An 18,645-nucleotide genomic window follows, 5' to 3' on the forward strand; every position below is an offset into this window, starting at 1 on the left:
CCTCTTCCGTCCCACTGAAATCAGGTGACCATGTCCCTCAAAAGCGCCCTGACCAATACCTCCAACGCGCTCAAGACCTTCAAGACCAACGCCGAACAGAGCGCGACCGCCGTCTCCCGCGTAGGCACCGGCGCCAACACCGCCTCCGGCAAGGTCAAGCAGCTCAAGTCGTCGGCCCAGTCCTCCACTTCACAGCTCAAGAGCCTCAAGACGGCCACGGACCAGGCCGAGAAGTCCATGTCCAAGGCCGGCCAGACCGGCCAGTCCGCCGGCACCAAGCTCGGCAAGTACGAGTCCGGCGCGGGCAAGGCCGCCAAGGGCCAGGACAAGCTCAACAAGTCCATGAAGGGCAACTTCCTGGCCCGCCTGATCGAGCTGTTCATGCCGCTCATCGAGAAGGTCGTCGAGATGGCGACCCGCTCGAAGGCGATGCAGACGATCATGAAGAAGGCCTTCGACGCCATCAAGGTCGTGATCAGCGCGGTCATGAAGGCCATCGGCCCGATCATGAAGAAGGCCGGCCAGCTGATCAAGACCGTCTGGAACGGCATCAAGCAGGCCATCACCGTCGTCGTCAAGGCCGTCGCCACGGTCGTCAAGACCTACGTGACGATCTGGAAGACGGTCATCACCACGGTCATGAAGGCGATCAAGACGGTGATCAGCACCGTCTGGAACGGCATCAAGGCCGTCATCACCCCGGTCGTCAACTGGATCAAGACGACGATCCCCGCCGCCTTCACCGCCGTGAAGGACAAGATGTCGTCCATCTGGAACGGCCTCAAGGACATCGCGTCCCGGGCGTTCAACGGCATCAAGAGCGGAGTGTCCGGCCCGATCAACTCCGTGATCGGCCTGATCAACCGCATGATCGGCAGCCTCAACCGGGTCAAGGTCAGCGTCCCCGGCTGGGTGCCGCTCGTCGGCGGCAAGACCTTCGGCGTCAGCATCCCCACCATCCCGATGCTCGCCACCGGTGGTGTCGTCATGCCCCGCAACGGCGGCGTCCCGGCGATCATCGCCGAGGCCGGCGAGGCCGAGGCCGTCCTCCCGCTCTCCAAGCTGGACCGGCTGCTCGCCGTCACCGCCCGGCGCGCCCGCATGTCGGCGCAGATGCAGGCCGGTGCCGGCGGCGCCGGGCTGCACATCGAGCACTACCACGCGGCCCGCAACAGTGACCCGCAGTCGACCGCGGACGCGCTGATGTACCTGGCGAAGGCACGCGGATGAGTGCCTTGGCACTGACCCCGATCTACACGAACCGCCTGCTCGCCGGGGTCCCCGCCGCCCTCGGCACCCTGCGCAACGCCGCCAACCCGGCCACCACCGCGCTCGGCAGACTGGTCAAGGCCATCGGCGACGCCGACGGCAAGACCGGCAAGCTGGCCTCGGAGACCCGCGCGGCCGCCACCGCCGCGGGGCGCCTGCGGTCCGACGCGACCTCCGCCGCCGGCTCGGTCGCCGCGCTGGGCAGGTCCTCCGCCCCGCGCGGGGTCAAGTCCTTCGGCGACCGTGCCGGCAAGGCGAAGTCGGTGCTCGCCAAGATGGGAGCCGGCGTCGCCGCGATCCTGTCCATCCTGCTGCCGATCCTTCCCTTCACCGATGTCATCACGGGTCTGATGGACAAGTACGGCACGGTGATGACGATCGCCTCCGTCGCCATGATGGCCATCAACATCGTCATGCGCGGAAACCCGCTCGGGTTCGTCGTGGGCATCATCCTGCCCGTCGCGGCGGCTCTCATCGAGTACGCGATGAACAGCGAAGCCGGCCAGCGGATCATGAAGCAGGTCTTCCAGCAGGCCCTCAAGGTCTTCCAGGACATCTGGAAGTTCATCCAGCCGGTCATGAAGGTGCTCGGCGAGGCCGTCATGACCTACTTCAAGGGGTACCTGACGCTCTTCACCGCCGCGCTGAAGATCATCGGCTCCGGCATCAACGGCTTCTCCGGCGTCCGCTCCTCCGTCAGCTCCGCCTCCAACGCGCTGCGCGGGATCGCCTCCGGCACCATCGGCGGGATCCGCGCCGCCATCCAGCCCTTCCTGTCCTTCTTCACCAGCTCCGTCCCCGGCTTCTTCCGCACCGCGAAGGACGCGGTCGGCGGGGCGATGCGCGGGATCGGCGAACTGATCAAAGGCGCCCTCACCGCCGTCATCGGCGTCGTCAAGGGCCCCATCGAAGGCCTCATCGCCTTCGCCAACTGGATCATCGACGGCCTCAACAAGCTGAGCTTCGACTTCCTCGGCAAGCACTTCGGCGTCGACATCCCCAAGATCCCGATGCTCGCCGAAGGCGGTGTCGTCTTCCCCGGCGCCGACTCCGCGCCGCGCATCGACCCCCTCACCGTCCTGGAGAACCGCAGCGTCCCGGCGATCGGCGAGGCGCCCCGGCAGCCCCACCGCATCCGGGACTTCCACGAGGACGCCGGCGCCGGCCCCCGCTCGACCGCCGAGGACCTGCTCTTCCTCATGGCCGCCCACGCCTGACGCCCGCCCCCACCCACCCGACACCCCCTCAGAAGTGAGGTGACGGCCTCATGGCCGAGACCACCACCACCTATGCCGGAAGCAACTTCACCGCCGACCTCGCGCCCGGCTCGCTGATCACCCAGGACGGGCAGCTGCAGTGGGCCGGGCTGCTCATCGGGCCCGGTACGCCGTTCGCCGTCGACCGGAGCGGGCTCCAGGGCTGGGAGGACCTGCCCGAGTACGACTCCTCCGACGCCGACCGGCCCACCTCGCACGGCGCCTGGCCCGGCTCCCGCTACGCCAAGCCGCGCAAGATCAGCGGCACGATCGTCCTGATGCCGGAGTGGAACCAGGCCGGCGACGCCATCCGCGCCCTGCGCCAGGCGCTCGCCCTGCTCGACGAGGAGCGCTGGCTCACCGTCCGGCTGCACGGCGAGCTGCTCGCCGTCCGCGCCCGGATCGCGCAGCGCGTGATCCCCGCCGACCAGGGCTTCGCCACCCAGGGCAGCTCCAAGATGTCGATCCAGTGGCTCGCGACCGACCCGCGCCGCTACGCCGTCGACGAGCAGTCCGCCTCCACCACCCCGCCGCAGCCGGAATCGGGCCTGGTCTGGCCCCTGACCTGGCCGCTCAACTGGGGCGAGGCCAAGTCCACCGGTGACGCCGTCGCCGTGAACACCGGCTCCGCCGCGACCCATCCGGTGATCGTCTTCCGCGGCCCGTGCTCCATGCCGACCGTCACCGAACGGGTCAGCCGGCGCCGCCTGCGGTACGCGATCGACCTGGCCGCCGGCGACGAGCTCATCGTCGACACCGCCAACGGCACGGTGATGCTCAACAACACCGCGTCCCGCCGCCACACCGCGATGGCCGACTCCAGCCCCGAGGAGCTGTTCCTCCTCGAACCCGGCCGCACCGAACTGGCCTTCCGGCCCGACGGGGCCACCCCCGAAGCCCTGATGACGGTCCGCTGGCGCAGCGCCGAGTGGTGACCGAAGGCCTGTGACCCACCCCGTAGAAAGAGGTGAACCATGACCGTACGGGCCGCCTGGCTCCAGCCCACGGGCCAGACCCGCGAGGACACCCGTCTCACCCTGGCCGCTCTGCTCACGCCGAGCGGCCAGAGCCCCGAGGAGACCCCGCTCCGCTCCCGGCAGGGCATCGTGCCGGGCGGCTTCGTGCTGACCGCGACGTCCGCCATGCAATGCGCCATCGGCACCGGCCGGGCGATCATCCAGGGCGACGAGACCCGTCAGGGCGCCTATCTGGTCGCCGCGATCTCACCGGAGACGATCACCGTCCCCGACGGTGATCCGCAGTACGACCGGATCGACCTGATCGAACTGGCCGTCATCGACGACGCCTACGACAAGACCGGTGTCACCGACGCCGTCGTCCGCCTGGTCAAGGGCACGCCGGCGGCCCAGCCGGTCGCCCCGGCGAGCGGCCCCGGCAGCACCCAGCAGCTCTACACGGTCCGGGTGCCGAAGGGCACCTCGGCCGGCACCGGCGGCATCGCCTGGACCACCGGCGGCGTCACCACCCAGCACTGGCCCGTGGTGGCGCTCGGCGGCATCCTGCCGACCAGCGGCTTCAAGGGCGCGTACGTCGGCCAGTACCGCGACACGAGCGGCATGCTCCAGCGCTGGGACGGCTCGACCTGGGTCTCGTACCCCCGGGCGAACGGCGGCATCGCGCCCGGCTCCCTGGTGTCCACCGGCAGCTACACCGGCCAGTACCGGGACAACGCCGGGATCCTGCAGCGCTGGGACGGCACCAACTGGCAGTACGCCGAGGGCTCTTCGAAGATCCTGCTCGGCGTCACGCAGTGGCTGTCCGCCGAACAGCAGACCGTGCCGCCCAACGTGTGGACCGCGCTCGTCCTGCCGACCATCGAGGTCGACGACGCCCGCGGCTGGAACGGGAGCACCACCTACGTCGTGCCGCGCACCGGCTGGTGGCGCGTCTCCGGCCAGGCCACCTGGGCCAACGACGCCCAGACCGGCATGCGCGGCGCCCGCATCGCGGTCAGCGGCGTCGGGCAGTCCCGCACGACCTGGCTCGTCCCCGCCGGCAACGGGGCCATCTCCGTCGGCGGTACGGGCGTGATGCGGCTCGTCGCCGGCGACACCCTCCAGCTCTCCGGCTACCAGAGCCACACCGCGCCGATCAAGACGCTCGGCGGCTCCGGCTACGCCTGCACCCTCACCGCCGAGTGGCTCAAGTCCTGATCCCCGCTCCCCCGCCCCTCCTGGATTGGAGAACCCCATGAACCTGCGCAGCAGCTGGGTCGCCGAGACCGGCCAGACCCGCGAGGACACCCGGCTCACCCAGACGCCGACCACGATGATCAACCCCGTACAGGTGCGCTCCGGCATCCTGCCGGGCTCCTACGGAGGCCAGTGGCGCCTCTCGGGCTTCTGGATGACCAACGCGTCCGCCATGGCCGCGACCGTCTCCGAGGGCCGGGCCGTCATCCAGGGAGACATCTCCCAGGGCGTCTACCCGGTCACCCTGCCCGCCGCCGAGCAGGTCACCTTCGCCGTGGGCAACGCCCAGTACGGGCGCATCGACCTGGTCGTCCTGAAGATCTACGACAACCTCTACGACGGCTCCACCCGTAACGAGGCCAAGCTCGAAGTCATCCAGGGCGTCGCCGAGCAGACCCCGAAGGCCCCCGTCGCCCCGCCGCGCAGCCTCCCGCTGTACGAGGTGACCGTCCCGGCCGGCGCCAGCGCGGGCAACGGCGGCATCCCGTGGAACAGCGCCCTGAAGGACCTGCGCACCCCGGTCGTCGCGGTCGGCGGCATCCTCCCGGTCGAGAACGCGGTGCTGCCGGGCGCCTACCCGGGCCAGTACCAGGACACCGCGAACGACCAGCTCCAGCGCTGGGACGGCGGCAAGTGGGTCGCGTACCCGCAGGCCATCGGCGGCATCGTGCCGAGCTCCGTGCCCGCCGCGAGCGCCGGCACCTACAACGGGCAGTACCGCGCCGGCACCGACGGCCCGCTCCAGCGCTGGACCGGCTCGGCGTGGGCTCCGGCGTACCCCGGCCCGTACTTCAACGACTCGCTGGACGCGGGCTACACGGTCTCCACGTCCTACGTGAACACGCTCGTCGAGCGCGCCGAGAACCCGCTCGTGGTGAGCTTCGTCGCCCCCGAGTCCAAGCAGGCCCTCCTCACCTTCGGCTCCCGGATGGAGCTCAGCCTGGCCACCGGCACCACCGGCATCGCCAGCTCGGCCTACATGTGCGTACGGATCACCCAGGGCGCCACCGTGGTCCGCGAGCTGGACGACGAGCTGTCCGCGATGTCCTCCAAGTCCGCCGACCCGACGGGCGCCGCGTCGGTCTCGACCATCCAGCGCCTCTACGCCCTGACGCCGGGTCTGACCTACACGGTCACCGCGTACTACCGGACCTCCAACGCCAACGTGCGGGCCTGGTTCGACAACACCTTCATCCAGGTCACCCCGCAGTACTGAGCCGCCCGCCCCCCTCCCGAGGAGAGATCCATGCCCGTACGCCCCGGCTGGCTGCTGCCCACCGGTCAGACCCGTCAGAACACCCGTATCACCGCCATCGGCGCCACCACCCCCGTCAACCCGCTCGGCGTGCGGTCGGGCATCCTGCCCGGCACGTACGACGGCAAGTTCCGCGTCGGCGGCCTGTGGATGAGCTCCAACGGCCCGATGACGGCCATCGTCTACCACGGCAAGGCCGTCATCCAGGGCGGCAACACCGACGGCGCCTACCCCGTCGCCCTCGACGAGGACGTCGTCATCACCTTCGGCGACGGCGACCCGCTCAACCCGCGCCTCGACCTGGTCGTCGTGCGCGTGTACGACAACGACGTCGACGCCCTCGGCAAGTACACGGCCGACATCGAGATCATCAAGGGCCAGCCGGCCGCCGTCCCGGTGCTGCCGACCGCCCCGGCGCGCTCCCTGGTCCTGTTCTCCGTCCTGGTCAAGAAGGGCGCCTCCGCCGGTACCGGCGGCATCGACTGGGTCGGCGGCGCCTCCACCGACCTGCGCCAGACCGTCGTCTCGTCCGGCGGCATCCTGCCCGTCTACAACAACGGCGGCGTGCCCGGCTCCTACCCGGGCCAGTACCAGGACAACGACAACGCCCACTTCCTCCAGCGCTGGGACGGCACCACCTGGGTCGCCTACCCGAAGGAGATCGGCGGCATCGCCCCCAGCGGCACCCTGTCGACCGGCTCCTACGCCGGCCAGTACCGCGACAACGTCGGCAACCTCCAGCGCTGGAACGGCACCTCGTGGGCGAACTACCAGCCGCCGCTCGAGAACGAGACCACCACCAGCGGGGTCACCCCGCTCCCCAACTGGGGGGTGGTCTCGTTCTACGGCCGCAGGACCAAGAGCGGTCTGTGCACCATGACCGTCACCGTCACCCGCACCGGCTCCACCGTCACCGCCGACAACACCGGCCAGATCAGCGACGAGCCGCTCTGCACCCTGCCCGCCGGCTGGCGCCCCGCCCTGTCCTTCGAGGCCAACGCCTGTGACGGCTTCGGCTCGGGCGGCGCCAACATCAACACCAACGGGCAGATCGACCTGCGCACCTGGTCCCCCAACGGCCAGCTGGCCGGCGGCCGCAACATCCGCGTCTCCGCCACCTACGTCCTGTAAGGAGGCCCGTGATGGCACTCGACACGCCCTACCGGGCGATCTTCTGCGACCTGATCACCGACCAGACCATCGACATCCTGCCGCTGCGCGACGTCTCCTTCGACGACTACATCGGCAAGGCCGGCTCCCTGTCCGGCACCATCCCCATCCCCAACCAGGAGATCGCCGAGCGGGTCAAGAAGGTCCGCGAGGGCCGCACCGCGATCTACCTGGAGCGCGGCGGCGACCTGTGGTGGGGCGGCATCATCTGGACCACCACGCTCCAGTCCAGCGGGCGCGGGGTGCTCACCCTGTCGCTGCAGGCCGCCACCTTCGACTCGTACGCGGCCCGCCGCCGCATCCGTACCGACATCGCGTACACGGACACCGACCAGCTGGAGATCGCCCGCAAGCTGTGGACCGAGCTCACCAAGGGCCCGGGCTGCTTCACCCTCACCATGGGCGAGGAGACCTCCGACATCAAGCGGACGGTCAACTACCGCCTCGGCGACGAGACGGTGTACCAGGAGGCCCTGGACCAGCTCGCCGGCCTCCAGAACGGCTTCGAGTACCAGATCCTGGTCTACCGGGACCCGGAGGACGGCAAGCGCGTCCGGCAGCTCCGGCTCGGCTCGACCAAGATCCGGACCGGCGCCACCGACCTGCTCTTCGACCGGCCCGGCGTCATCCTGTCGTACTCCTTCCCGTACGACGCGACCCGCGGCGGCACCACCGCGATGGCCCGCGGCGCCTCGGTGAACTCCAACGCCGGCGCCGAGTCCCGGCCGCTGTTCTCCGCCGAGCAGATCGACACCGGACTGCTCGTCGACGGCTGGCCGAAGATCGACCTGTCCTCGGACCACAACGAGATCGGCGACCAGCTCACCCTCAACCAGGTGGCCGCGGCCGAACTCGCCGAGGCCCGCGGCGCCGTCCTGATCCCCGCGGTCAGCATCCACCTCGGCGGGATCGTCCCGCCGGCGCTGCTCGGGCGGGTGGCCCGCATCCGCATCACCGACGAGTGGTTCTCCACCGGTCTCGACGCCCGCTACCGCATCATCGGCGTCAAGATCACGCCCCCCGAGCGGGGCCGCCCCGACACCGCCGAGCTCTACCTCGAGGAGGCCTGATGCCCCAGCTGCCCGAGGACATCATCGACCGGCTCAACCAGATGGAGCGCCGGCTGAAGGCACTGTCCACCGCCGTCAACACCCGGCCGCCGCTCAACGAGATCCGCCCCGACCCGAACACCGTGCCCGTCCGGCCGGTGATCCGGATGTACGACGGATACGTCCACGAGATCTTCTCCGACGACATCGTGACCGGCGGCCTCGCCCGGCCCTGGCTCGCGCTGATGCCGCCGAAGGACACCAACACGGCCCGCTGGCCGCAGACCGCCAACGGCTCCTTCACCACCGTCGCCCGGTCCTTCAACCCGATCTGGCAGCCGAAGATGCGCATCTCGCTGAGCACCGCGGCCGGCTCCGGCGCGACCGGCCAGGTCCGGGTCATGGTCGACGACGTGCAGTTCGGCCCCACCGTCACGGCCGGCACCACCTACGACTACACCGGTCTGCTGCCCGGCGACTTCAAGACCCGGTTCAGCCAGACCATGAAGATCGAGATCCAGGCCCTGGCCTCCGGCGGCACCGTCTACGCCCAGCCCGTCCTCATCTACGGCACCCAGAGCTGACCGGCCCCGTCCGGCCCGTCCAGGAGCAAGAGGAGCACCCATGAACATCGACCCCACCCAGCCGTGGGGCGTGGCCATCGACTACGCGGGCCGCGCCCGCGTGACCGAGAACGGCCACACCCTCGACATCCGCGTCTACGACAACAGCTTCGGCGGCGCCCTCGACCGGGACCCGGTCACCGGCCAGTACCCGTCGGTCCACGTCTCGGCCACGTTCAGCGAGAACGGCGCCGGTGACGCCGTCCTGCGCGGCAGCGCCCTGGTCGTCGTCACCGCCCAGGACGGCAACCCGGCCGTCCCCGACCCGACCGCCGTGCAGCGGGCCGTCACCGCGGCGCTCGCCGACTTCGACAACCGCCGCGCCTCCTACGCCGCGCTCTGCGCCACCTGGGCGCCGCCGGCCCCCGACCCCGCGCCGGTTCCTTAACCACCCGCGGGCCACCCCGCCCGCCCCCGTACGTCCCACGCCCCGTGCCGAACCGGCCGGGGTTTTCGCATGCCCGGAGGACACAGATGGCCACTCCCCTCTCCGCGGACCGCTTCGTCGCGGCGCTCCGCGCCGAAGGCGTCACCGTCGTCGAACACGACGGCTGGCGCACCCACAACCGCGACGGTCACGGCGCCTGGGGCCCCGTGACCGGCGTGATGATCCACCACACCGTCTCCGCCGGCACCGACAACACCGTCGCGCTCTGCTACGACGGCTACGCCGGCCTGCCGGGACCGCTCTGCCACGGCGTGATCGCCAAGGACGGCTCGGTCCACCTGGTCGCGAGCGGCCGCGCCAACCACGCCGGCGGCGGCGACCCGTCCGTCCTCCAGGCCGTGATCACCGAGACCTACGGGGACCGCCCGCCCGCCCCGCGCGCACACCAGGGCAGCCCCGGCGCCGTCGACGGCAACGCCCGCTTCTACGGCTTCGAGTGCATCAACCTCGGCAACGGCTCCGACCCGTGGCCGGCCGCCCAGCTCGACGCCATCGAGCGGGTCTCGGCCGCCCTGTGCCGCGCCCACAGCTGGGGCGCCAAGTCCGTGATCGGCCACTCCGAGTGGTCCGACTGGAAGAACGACCCCCGCGGCTTCGGCATGCCGGGCATGCGCGAGCGGGTCCAGAAGCGGCTCGGCTCCGCGCCGGCCGCCAAGCCCACCGCCCCCAAGCCGGCCACCCCGCGCTACCAGCCGTTCCCCGGGACCGCCTTCTTCCGGACCACCCCCAGCTCCCCCGTCGTCACCGCGATGGGCCGCCGGCTGACGGCCGAGGGCTGCGGCCGCTACCAGGTCGGGCCGAGCCCGCGCTGGTCCGAGGCCGACCGCCAGTCGTACGCCGCCTGGCAGCGGAAGCTGGGCTTCTCCGGCACCGACGCCGACGGCTGGCCGGGCCGCGCCTCCTGGAACGCGCTGAAGGTCCCCTACGTCCAGTGACCCCCTCGCACCGAACCCCCACGCAAGGAGAACCACCCATGTCCGAAGCCGCCAAGCGCACGGTCCGCACCGTGCTGCAGACCGCCGTCGGCATCGCCGTGGTGCTGCCGGCCCTGGTCGACGCCTCCGGCATCCCCGCGACCCTCCCCTGGGTCGCGGCGGCCCTGGCCGTCGCCGGCGCCCTCGCCCGGGTGATGGCCTACCCGGCCCTCCAGGCGCTGCTGCCGTCCTGGCTGCGCGTCGCCCCGGCGGCCACGCCCGTCCAGGAGCTCGCCCCGGTCCACGAGCTCGCTCCCGTGGCCGACCCGGAGGTCCGCCCGGATGCCCTTCCGGAGACGGCCGATGACCGAGTCTGACCCGAACGACCCGGTCGCCGTCGCCCTCGAACTGGAACGGCTGCGCGGCACGCTGGAGGCCGGCTTCGCCCGCGTCGACGGCTCGCTCGCCCTGCTGGTCCAGCGCAGCGACCAGACCGACAAACAGCTCGCCGACCACGAGGCCCGGCTCGACGCCCTGGAGCGCTCCCGCTGGCCGCTCGCCAGCATCGGCGCCCTCGCCGCGGTGGCCACGGTCGCCGTCACGGCCTGGGAGCTGACCGCGCGCTGACCCCCCTCGGGGGGAACGCCGAAGGGCGGCCACCCCTCACGGGGTGACCGCCCTTCGGTCAAGCGACTCGCTTACTGGTTGTACGGACCGTAGTCGTAGTCCTCCAGCGGAACGGCCTGGCCGGAGCCGGTGCCGAACGGCGAGTAGTCGATGTCGTCGTAGCCGACGGCCGAGTACATCGCGGCCTTGGCCTCCTCGGTCGGCTCGACCCGGATGTTCCGGTAACGGGACAGACCCGTACCGGCCGGGATGAGCTTACCGATGATGACGTTCTCCTTGAGGCCGATGAGGCTGTCGGACTTGGCGTTGATCGCCGCATCCGTCAGGACTCGGGTCGTCTCCTGGAAGGAGGCGGCCGACAGCCAGGACTCCGTCGCCAGCGAGGCCTTGGTGATACCCATCAGCTGCGGACGGCCGGAGGCCGGGTGGCCGCCTTCCTGGACCACACGACGGTTCTCGGTCTCGAACTTCGAACGCTCGACGAGCTCGCCGGGCAGCAGCTCCGCGTCGCCCGACTCGATGATCGTCACGCGGCGCAGCATCTGCCGGATGATGATCTCGATGTGCTTGTCGTGGATCGACACACCCTGCGAGTTGTAGACCTTCTGGACCTCGCCGACCAGGTGGACCTGGACGGCACGCTGGCCGAGGATCCGCAGCACGTCGTGCGGGTTGGTGGCACCCACGGTGAGCTTCTGGCCCACCTCGACGTGGTCGCCCTCGCCCACGAGCAGACGGGCGCGCTTCGAGATCGGGAACGCCGTCTCGTCGGTGCCGTCGTCGGGGGTGATGACGATCTTCTTGGTCTTCTCGGTCTCCTCGATACGGACGCGGCCGGCCGCCTCCGAGATCGGGGCGACACCCTTGGGCTGCCGGGCCTCGAAGAGCTCGACGACACGGGGCAGACCCTGGGTGATGTCGTCACCGGCCACACCACCGGTGTGGAAGGTACGCATCGTCAGCTGGGTACCGGGCTCACCGATGGACTGGGCGGCGATGATGCCGACCGCCTCACCGATGTCGACCAGCTTGCCGGTGGCCAGCGAGCGGCCGTAGCAGAAGGCACAGGTGCCGACGGCCGACTCACAGGTCAGGACCGAGCGGGTCTTGACCTCCTCGACGCCCGCGTTGACCAGCGCGTCGATGAGCACATCGCCCAGGTCGACGTTGGCCGGCGCGATGACCTTGCCGTCCACGACGACGTCCTCGGCGAGCATCCGTGCGTACACGGAGGTCTCGACGTCGTCCGTCTTGCGCAGGGTGCCGTCCGCGGCGCGCTCGGCGATCTTCAGCTTCAGACCGCGCTCGGTGCCACAGTCCTCCTCGCGGATGATCACGTCCTGCGAGACGTCCACCAGACGACGGGTCAGGTAACCCGAGTCGGCGGTACGCAGGGCGGTGTCGGCGAGACCCTTACGGGCACCGTGCGTCGAGATGAAGTACTCGAGGACGGAGAGGCCCTCACGGAAGGACGCCTTGATGGGACGCGGGATGGTCTCGTTCTTCGCGTTCGACACCAGACCACGCATACCGGCGATCTGTCGCATCTGCATCATGTTTCCTCGGGCACCCGAGTCAACCATCATGAAGATGGGGTTCGTCTTGGGGAAGTTCGCGTTCATCGCCTCGGCAACCTCGTTGGTCGCCTTGGTCCAGATCGCGATGAGCTCCTGCGTGCGCTCTTCCTTGGTGATCAGACCGCGCTCGTACTGCTTCTGGACCTTCTCGTCCTGCGCCTCGTAACCCTTGACGATCTCCTTCTTCGCCTCGGGAACGACGACGTCGGAGATGGCCACGGTGACACCGGAACGGGTCGCCCAGAAGAAGCCCGCCGCCTTCAGGTTGTCGAGCGTCGCCGCCACGATGACCTTGGGGTAGCGCTCGGCCAGGTCGTTGACGATCTCGGAGAGCTGCTTCTTGCCCACCGAGTAGTCGACGAACGGGTAGTCCTCGGGCAGCAGCTCGTTGAAGAGCGCGCGGCCCAGGGTCGTCCGGATGCGGAACGAGTCACCCTGCTGCCACTCCGGCTCACCCTCCTCGGCGACCGGGGGAACCCAGCCGCGCGGCGGGACGGTGCCGATCGGGAAGCGGATGTCGATCGGGGACTGCAGCGCCAGCTCGCCGGCGTCGAACGCCATGATCGCCTCGGCCGTGGAGCCGAACGCGCGGCCCTCGCCCTTGGTGTCACGGAGCTCACCGTCGGTGGTGAGGAAGAACAGACCGAGGACCATGTCCTGGGTCGGCATCGTCACCGGACGGCCGTCGGCGGGCTTGAGGATGTTGTTCGAGGACAGCATCAGGATGCGGGCCTCGGCCTGCGCCTCCGCGGAGAGCGGCAGGTGGACGGCCATCTGGTCACCGTCGAAGTCCGCGTTGAACGCGGTGCAGACGAGCGGGTGGATCTGGATGGCCTTGCCCTCGACCAGCTGCGGCTCGAAGGCCTGGATGCCGAGGCGGTGCAGCGTGGGCGCACGGTTCAGCAGAACCGGGTGCTCGGCGATGACCTCTTCGAGGACGTCGTACACGACCGTGCGGCCGCGCTCGACCATCCGCTTCGCCGACTTGATGTTCTGCGCGTGGTTCAGGTCGACCAGGCGCTTCATCACGAACGGCTTGAAGAGCTCCAGCGCCATGGCCTTCGGCAGACCGCACTGGTGCAGCTTGAGCTGCGGGCCGACGACGATGACGGAACGCGCGGAGTAGTCCACACGCTTGCCGAGCAGGTTCTGACGGAATCGACCCTGCTTGCCCTTCAGCATGTCGCTGAGGGACTTCAGCGGACGGTTGCCGGGGCCCGTGACCGGGCGACCGCGACGGCCGTTGTCGAAGAGGGCGTCGACCGCCTCCTGGAGCATCCGCTTCTCGTTGTTCACGATGATCTCGGGGGCACCGAGGTCGAGCAGACGCTTCAGACGGTTGTTGCGGTTGATCACGCGGCGGTACAGGTCGTTCAGGTCGGAGGTCGCGAAGCGGCCACCGTCCAGCTGCACCATCGGACGCAGGTCCGGCGGGATGACCGGCACGCAGTCGAGCACCATGCCGTTGGGCTTGTTGCTGGTCTGCAGGAACGCGGAGACGACCTTGAGGCGCTTGAGCGCACGGGTCTTCTTCTGGCCCTTGCCGGTACGGATGATCTCGCGGAGGCGCTCGGCCTCCTCCTCCAGGTCGAAGGACTCCAGGCGCTTCTGCAGCGCCGCGGCACCCATCGAACCGTCGAAGTACGTGCCGAAGCGGTCACGCAGCTCGCGGTAGAGGAGCTCGTCGCCCTCCAGGTCCTGGACCTTGAGGTTCTTGAAGCGGGTCCAGACCTCGTCCAGGCGGTCGATCTCGCGCTGCGCACGGTCGCGCAGCTGCTTCATCTCACGCTCGGCACCCTCGCGCACCTTGCGGCGCACGTCGGCCTTGGCGCCCTCGGCCTCAAGCTCGCCGAGGTCGTTCTCCAGCTTCTTGGCGCGGTTCTCCAGGTCGGAGTCGCGACGGTTCTCGATCTGCTGACGCTCGACGGAGACGTGCGCCTCCAGCGAGGGCAGGTCGCGCGTCCGGCGCTCGTCGTCGACGTACGTGATCATGTACGCCGCGAAGTAGATGACCTTCTCCAGGTCCTTCGGAGCGAGGTCGAGCAGGTAGCCAAGGCGCGACGGAACGCCCTTGAAGTACCAGATGTGGGTGACGGGAGCGGCGAGCTCGATGTGGCCCATCCGCTCACGGCGCACCTTGGCGCGGGTGACCTCGACGCCACACCGCTCGCAGATGATGCCCTTGAAGCGGACACGCTTGTACTTGCCGCAGTAGCACTCCCAGTCCCGGGTCGGACCGAAGATCTTCTCGCAGAAGAGTCCGTCCTTCTCGGGCTTCAGGGTGCGGTAGTTGATGGTCTCCGGCTTCTTGACCTCGCCGTGGCTCCACTGACGGATGTCGTCAGCGGTGGCCAGACCGATCCGGAGCTCGTCGAAGAAGTTGACGTCGAGCACTATGCGTCAATCCCTCTCAGGGTTGTAAGGCTGTGGGTCTGATACGGGGGTCTTGGGGCCGGCCGGGGACTCAGCGGCGTTTCGCCGAGTCCCCGACCGCACTCCCGTCAGACCTCTTCGACGCTGCTCGGCTCGCGCCGGGACAGGTCGATGCCGAGCTCCTCCGCTGCGCGGAAGACGTCCTCGTCGGTGTCGCGCATCTCGATGGACATGCCGTCCGAGGACAGCACCTCCACGTTGAGGCACAGGGACTGCATCTCCTTGATGAGCACCTTGAAGGACTCGGGGATGCCGGGCTCAGGGATGTTCTCGCCCTTGACGATGGCCTCGTAGACCTTCACGCGGCCGGTCACGTCGTCGGACTTGATCGTCAGCAGCTCCTGGAGGGCGTACGCGGCGCCATAAGCCTCAAGCGCCCACACCTCCATCTCACCGAAGCGCTGGCCACCGAACTGGGCCTTACCACCCAGCGGCTGCTGGGTGATCATCGAGTAGGGGCCGGTCGAACGCGCGTGCAGCTTGTCGTCGACCAGGTGGTGCAGCTTGAGGATGTACATGTACCCGACCGAGATCGGGTCCGGGAACGGCTCGCCGGAGCGGCCGTCGAACAGGCGCGCCTTACCGGTCGGGAGCACCATGCGCTCGCCGTCGCGGTTCGGGATGGTGTGCTGGAGCAGACCCGCGAGCTCGTCCTCACGCGCACCGTCGAAGACCGGGGTGGCGACGTTGGTGCCGGGGGCGACCTGGTCGGCACCGATGGCCTGCAGGCGCTGCGCCCACTCCTCCGCCAGGCCGGAGACGTCCCAGCCGCGGCTGGCGAGCCAGCCGAGGTGGATCTCCAGGACCTGTCCCGGGTTCATTCGGGACGGGACACCCAGCGGGTTCAGGATGATGTCGACCGGCGTGCCGTCCTCAAGGAAGGGCATGTCCTCGATCGGAAGGATCTTGGAGATGACACCCTTGTTGCCGTGGCGGCCGGCGAGCTTGTCACCGTCGGTGATCTTGCGCTTCTGGGCGACGTAGACGCGGACCAGCTGGTTCACGCCCGGGGGAAGCTCGTCGCCCTCCTCGCGGTCGAAGACGCGGACACCGATGACCTTGCCGATCTCACCGTGAGGAACCTTGAGCGAGGTGTCACGCACCTCGCGGGCCTTCTCACCGAAGATCGCGCGGAGCAGGCGCTCCTCGGGGGTCAGCTCGGTCTCACCCTTGGGCGTGACCTTGCCGACGAGGATGTCGCCGGCGACGACGTCCGCACCGATGCGGATGATGCCGCGCTCGTCGAGGTCGGCGAGGACCTCCTCGGAGACGTTCGGGATGTCCCGGGTGATCTCCTCGGGGCCCAGCTTGGTGTCACGGGCGTCGACCTCGTGCTCCTCGATGTGGATCGAGGAGAGGACGTCGTCCTGCACGAGGCGCTGCGACAGGATGATCGCGTCCTCGTAGTTGTGACCCTCCCACGGCATGAACGCCACGAGCAGGTTCTTGCCGAGCGCCATCTCGCCGTCTTCGGTGGCGGGACCGTCGGCCAGCACCTGGCCCTCGATGACCCGGTCGCCCTCGTTGACGACGACCTTCTGGTTGACCGAGGTGCCCTGGTTCGAGCGGGAGAACTTGTGCAGGCGGTACGTGATGTACGTGCCGTCGTCGTTGGCGACCGTGATGTAGTCGGCCGACAGCTCCTGGACGACACCGTCCTTCTCGGCCTTGAGCACGTCGCCGGCGTCGGTGGCGCAGCGGTACTCCATGCCGGTGCCGACGAGCGGGGCCTCCGACTTAATCAGCGGGACGGCCTGACGCATCATGTTCGCGCCCATGAGGGCACGGTTGGCGTCGTCGTGCTCGAGGAACGGGATCATGGCGGTCGCGACCGACACCATCTGGCGCGGCGAGACGTCCATGTAGTCCACGTCGGCCGGGAGGACGTAGTCGACCTCGCCGCCACGCTTACGGACCAGGACGCGAGGCTCGGTGAACTGGAGCTCGTCGTTCAGGGTCGCGTTCGCCTGGGCGATGACGAAGCGGTCCTCCTCGTCGGCGGTGACGTAGTCGACCTCGTCGGTGACCTGGCCGTCGACGACCTTGCGGTACGGCGTCTCGATGAAGCCGAAGGGGTTGATCCGGCCGTACGAGGCGAGCGAACCGATCAGACCGATGTTCGGGCCTTCGGGGGTCTCGATCGGGCACATGCGTCCGTAGTGGGACGGGTGCACGTCTCGGACCTCGAAGCCGGCCCGCTCACGGGACAGACCACCCGGGCCGAGCGCGGACAGACGACGCTTGTGCGTCAGCCCGGACAGCGGGTTGTTCTGGTCCATGAACTGCGACAGCTGGCTGGTGCCGAAGAACTCCTTGATGGAGGCGACGACCGGCCGGATGTTGATCAGGGTCTGCGGCGTGATCGCCTCGACGTCCTGGGTGGTCATGCGCTCACGCACGACGCGCTCCATACGAGCCAGACCCGTGCGGACCTGGTTCTGGATGAGCTCGCCGACGTTGCGCAGACGACGGTTGCCGAAGTGGTCGATGTCGTCGGGCTCGACGACGATCTCCGTGCCGTTGGCGCCGATCGTCTCGGTCTCGCCCGCGTGGAGCTTGACCAGGTACTTGATCGTGGCGATGACGTCGTCGGTGGTGAGGACGCCCGCGTTCAGCGGCTCGTCCGCACCCAGCTTCTTGTTGACCTTGTAGCGGCCGACCTTCGCGAGGTCGTAGCGCTTCGGGTTGAAGTACAGGTTCTCGAGCAGCGTCTGCGCGGCCTCGCGGGTCGGCGGCTCGCCCGGACGCAGCTTGCGGTAGATGTCGAGCAGCGCGTCGTCCTGGCCCTGGGTGTGGTCCTTCTCCAGGGTGGCGCGCATGGACTCGTACTCGCCGAACTCCTGCAGGATCTGCTCGGTGGTCCAGCCGAGAGCCTTGAGGAGGACGGTGACGGACTGCTTGCGCTTGCGGTCGATGCGGACACCGACCATGTCGCGCTTGTCGATCTCCATCTCCAGCCAGGCACCCCGGGACGGGATGATCTTGGCCGAGAAGATGTCCTTGTCGGACGTCTTGTCGATGGAGGAGTCGAAGTAGACACCGGGGGAACGGACCAGCTGCGACACGACGACACGCTCGGTGCCGTTGATCACGAAGGTGCCCTTGCTGGTCATGAGCGGGAAGTCGCCCATGAAGACCGTCTGGGACTTGATCTCGCCGGTCTCGTTGTTCGTGAACTCGGCGGTCACGAAGAGCGGGGCACCGTAGGTGAAGTCACGGTCCTTGCACTCGTCGATCGAGTTCTTCGGCGGCTCGAAGCGGTGGTCGCGGAAGGTCAGCGACATCGACCCGGAGAAGTCCTCGATCGGGGAGATCTCCTCGAAGATCTCCTCCAGACCGGACTTCGTGGGGACATCCCGTCCCGACTCCAGGGCGGCCTCGACGCGAGCCTTCCACGCGGCATTGCCGAGCAGCCAGTCGAAGCTCTCGGTCTGGAGCGCGAGGAGGTTCGGAACCTCGAGGGGCTCCTTGATCTTTGCAAAGGAGATGCGCAGCGGGGCGGTGCTGGCGCCGTTGTTCGTATTGGTCGAGGCGTTGCGCGAGGCGGCCAAGAGGGGGTCCTTCCGAGGGCTCGGACTCACTACGCGCGTACCGGTCCCTAGCGGAGCTTGTTGGAAGACGTTTCCCGATGTGGCTGAAAGGCCAGGTCAGAGTGGGTCGACCAGCGAAGCGGTTGCGAGGGGATGCCCCTGGTGACGGGCAGGGGGCAGTTAACAGGCAGCGCAAAGGGACAGTGTAGCCACTTGGCCCACTGATGTCCAGGGCGAGTTCTTCGCAACCCTCGTTGTTCTCAACTCCGCGGTACCTCGCG

General features: G+C 69.0%; 13 protein-coding genes and 1 pseudogene. 12 read left to right on the forward strand and 2 right to left on the reverse strand.

Annotated features, from left to right (window positions below):
• Nucleotides 1-30 precede the first annotated feature (30 nt).
• From ACZ3ZE_RS16865 to ACZ3ZE_RS16920, 12 genes and pseudogenes are all read left to right on the forward strand, one after another.
• Nucleotides 31-1,230, forward strand: a complete 1,200-nt coding sequence (locus ACZ3ZE_RS16865; RefSeq protein WP_361165962.1) for a phage tail protein — start codon at nt 31-33, stop codon at nt 1,228-1,230.
• Complete coding sequence (locus tag ACZ3ZE_RS16870; protein WP_467259546.1) at nt 1,227-2,486, forward strand: tape-measure protein; 1,260 nt, start codon at nt 1,227-1,229, stop codon at nt 2,484-2,486. Before ACZ3ZE_RS16865 ends, ACZ3ZE_RS16870 begins: the two co-directional genes overlap by 4 nt.
• A gap of 50 nt (nt 2,487-2,536) precedes the next feature.
• On the forward strand, nt 2,537-3,460 hold the full coding sequence (locus tag ACZ3ZE_RS16875) for a phage distal tail protein (RefSeq protein WP_361165956.1): 924 nt from the start codon (nt 2,537-2,539) through the stop codon (nt 3,458-3,460).
• 39 nt (nt 3,461-3,499) lie between these two features.
• Entirely contained in the window at nt 3,500-4,699 is a 1,200-nt protein-coding gene (locus tag ACZ3ZE_RS16880) for a hypothetical protein (RefSeq protein WP_361165953.1), read from the forward strand.
• A 37-nt stretch (nt 4,700-4,736) separates the two neighbouring features.
• Nucleotides 4,737-5,954 carry a hypothetical protein gene (locus ACZ3ZE_RS16885; RefSeq protein ID WP_467259549.1) on the forward strand — a complete coding sequence of 406 codons (1,218 nt, stop codon included), beginning with the start codon at nt 4,737-4,739 and terminating at the stop codon, nt 5,952-5,954.
• Nucleotides 5,955-5,984: 30 nt separating this feature from the next.
• Nucleotides 5,985-7,124: a hypothetical protein gene (locus ACZ3ZE_RS16890; RefSeq protein ID WP_361165947.1), complete on the forward strand. Its 1,140-nt coding sequence runs from the start codon at nt 5,985-5,987 to the stop codon at nt 7,122-7,124.
• A gap of 11 nt (nt 7,125-7,135) precedes the next feature.
• Nucleotides 7,136-8,233 (forward strand): hypothetical protein, encoded by a 1,098-nt coding sequence (locus ACZ3ZE_RS16895; protein WP_361165945.1) that lies wholly within the window; start codon nt 7,136-7,138, stop codon nt 8,231-8,233.
• Nucleotides 8,233-8,796, forward strand: coding sequence for a hypothetical protein (locus ACZ3ZE_RS16900; RefSeq protein WP_361165943.1), 564 nt, complete (start codon nt 8,233-8,235; stop codon nt 8,794-8,796). Before ACZ3ZE_RS16895 ends, ACZ3ZE_RS16900 begins: the two co-directional genes overlap by 1 nt.
• Before the next feature lie 40 nt (nt 8,797-8,836).
• Nucleotides 8,837-9,223, forward strand: coding sequence for an ATP-binding protein (locus tag ACZ3ZE_RS16905; RefSeq protein ID WP_361165941.1), 387 nt, complete (start codon nt 8,837-8,839; stop codon nt 9,221-9,223).
• 86 nt (nt 9,224-9,309) lie between these two features.
• Nucleotides 9,310-10,218, forward strand: a complete 909-nt coding sequence (locus tag ACZ3ZE_RS16910) for a peptidoglycan-binding protein (RefSeq protein ID WP_361165938.1) — start codon at nt 9,310-9,312, stop codon at nt 10,216-10,218.
• A 38-nt stretch (nt 10,219-10,256) separates the two neighbouring features.
• Nucleotides 10,257-10,466, forward strand: a pseudogene (locus tag ACZ3ZE_RS16915) (hypothetical protein); the annotation flags it as partial.
• 94 nt (nt 10,467-10,560) lie between these two features.
• A complete protein-coding gene (locus ACZ3ZE_RS16920; RefSeq protein WP_132912350.1) occupies nt 10,561-10,824 on the forward strand; it encodes a hypothetical protein in 264 nt (87 codons plus the stop codon).
• Between the two features lie 71 nt (nt 10,825-10,895).
• Here the strand turns inward: ACZ3ZE_RS16920 and ACZ3ZE_RS16925 are convergent, their stop codons facing one another.
• Nucleotides 10,896-14,795, reverse strand: a complete 3,900-nt coding sequence (locus ACZ3ZE_RS16925; RefSeq protein WP_361165934.1) for a DNA-directed RNA polymerase subunit beta' — start codon at nt 14,793-14,795, stop codon at nt 10,896-10,898.
• Between the two features lie 107 nt (nt 14,796-14,902).
• Nucleotides 14,903-18,385, reverse strand: a complete 3,483-nt coding sequence (gene rpoB / locus ACZ3ZE_RS16930) for a DNA-directed RNA polymerase subunit beta (protein WP_361165931.1) — start codon at nt 18,383-18,385, stop codon at nt 14,903-14,905.
• Nucleotides 18,386-18,645: the final 260 nt, after the last annotated feature.

This window comes from Streptomyces sp. NPDC023157, assembly GCF_055560575.1.

Coding starts and splice junctions, on each gene's coding strand:
- ACZ3ZE_RS16865 (WP_361165962.1), top strand. CDS start 31: ATGTCCCTCAAAAGCGCCCTGACCAATACCTCCAACGCGCTCAAGACC.
- ACZ3ZE_RS16875 (WP_361165956.1), top strand. CDS start 2,537: ATGGCCGAGACCACCACCACCTATGCCGGAAGCAACTTCACCGCCGAC.
- ACZ3ZE_RS16880 (WP_361165953.1), top strand. CDS start 3,500: ATGACCGTACGGGCCGCCTGGCTCCAGCCCACGGGCCAGACCCGCGAG.
- ACZ3ZE_RS16910 (WP_361165938.1), top strand. CDS start 9,310: ATGGCCACTCCCCTCTCCGCGGACCGCTTCGTCGCGGCGCTCCGCGCC.
- ACZ3ZE_RS16905 (WP_361165941.1), top strand. CDS start 8,837: ATGAACATCGACCCCACCCAGCCGTGGGGCGTGGCCATCGACTACGCG.
- ACZ3ZE_RS16920 (WP_132912350.1), top strand. CDS start 10,561: ATGACCGAGTCTGACCCGAACGACCCGGTCGCCGTCGCCCTCGAACTG.
- ACZ3ZE_RS16895 (WP_361165945.1), top strand. CDS start 7,136: ATGGCACTCGACACGCCCTACCGGGCGATCTTCTGCGACCTGATCACC.
- ACZ3ZE_RS16885 (WP_467259549.1), top strand. CDS start 4,737: ATGAACCTGCGCAGCAGCTGGGTCGCCGAGACCGGCCAGACCCGCGAG.
- ACZ3ZE_RS16870 (WP_467259546.1), top strand. CDS start 1,227: ATGAGTGCCTTGGCACTGACCCCGATCTACACGAACCGCCTGCTCGCC.
- ACZ3ZE_RS16890 (WP_361165947.1), top strand. CDS start 5,985: ATGCCCGTACGCCCCGGCTGGCTGCTGCCCACCGGTCAGACCCGTCAG.
- ACZ3ZE_RS16900 (WP_361165943.1), top strand. CDS start 8,233: ATGCCCCAGCTGCCCGAGGACATCATCGACCGGCTCAACCAGATGGAG.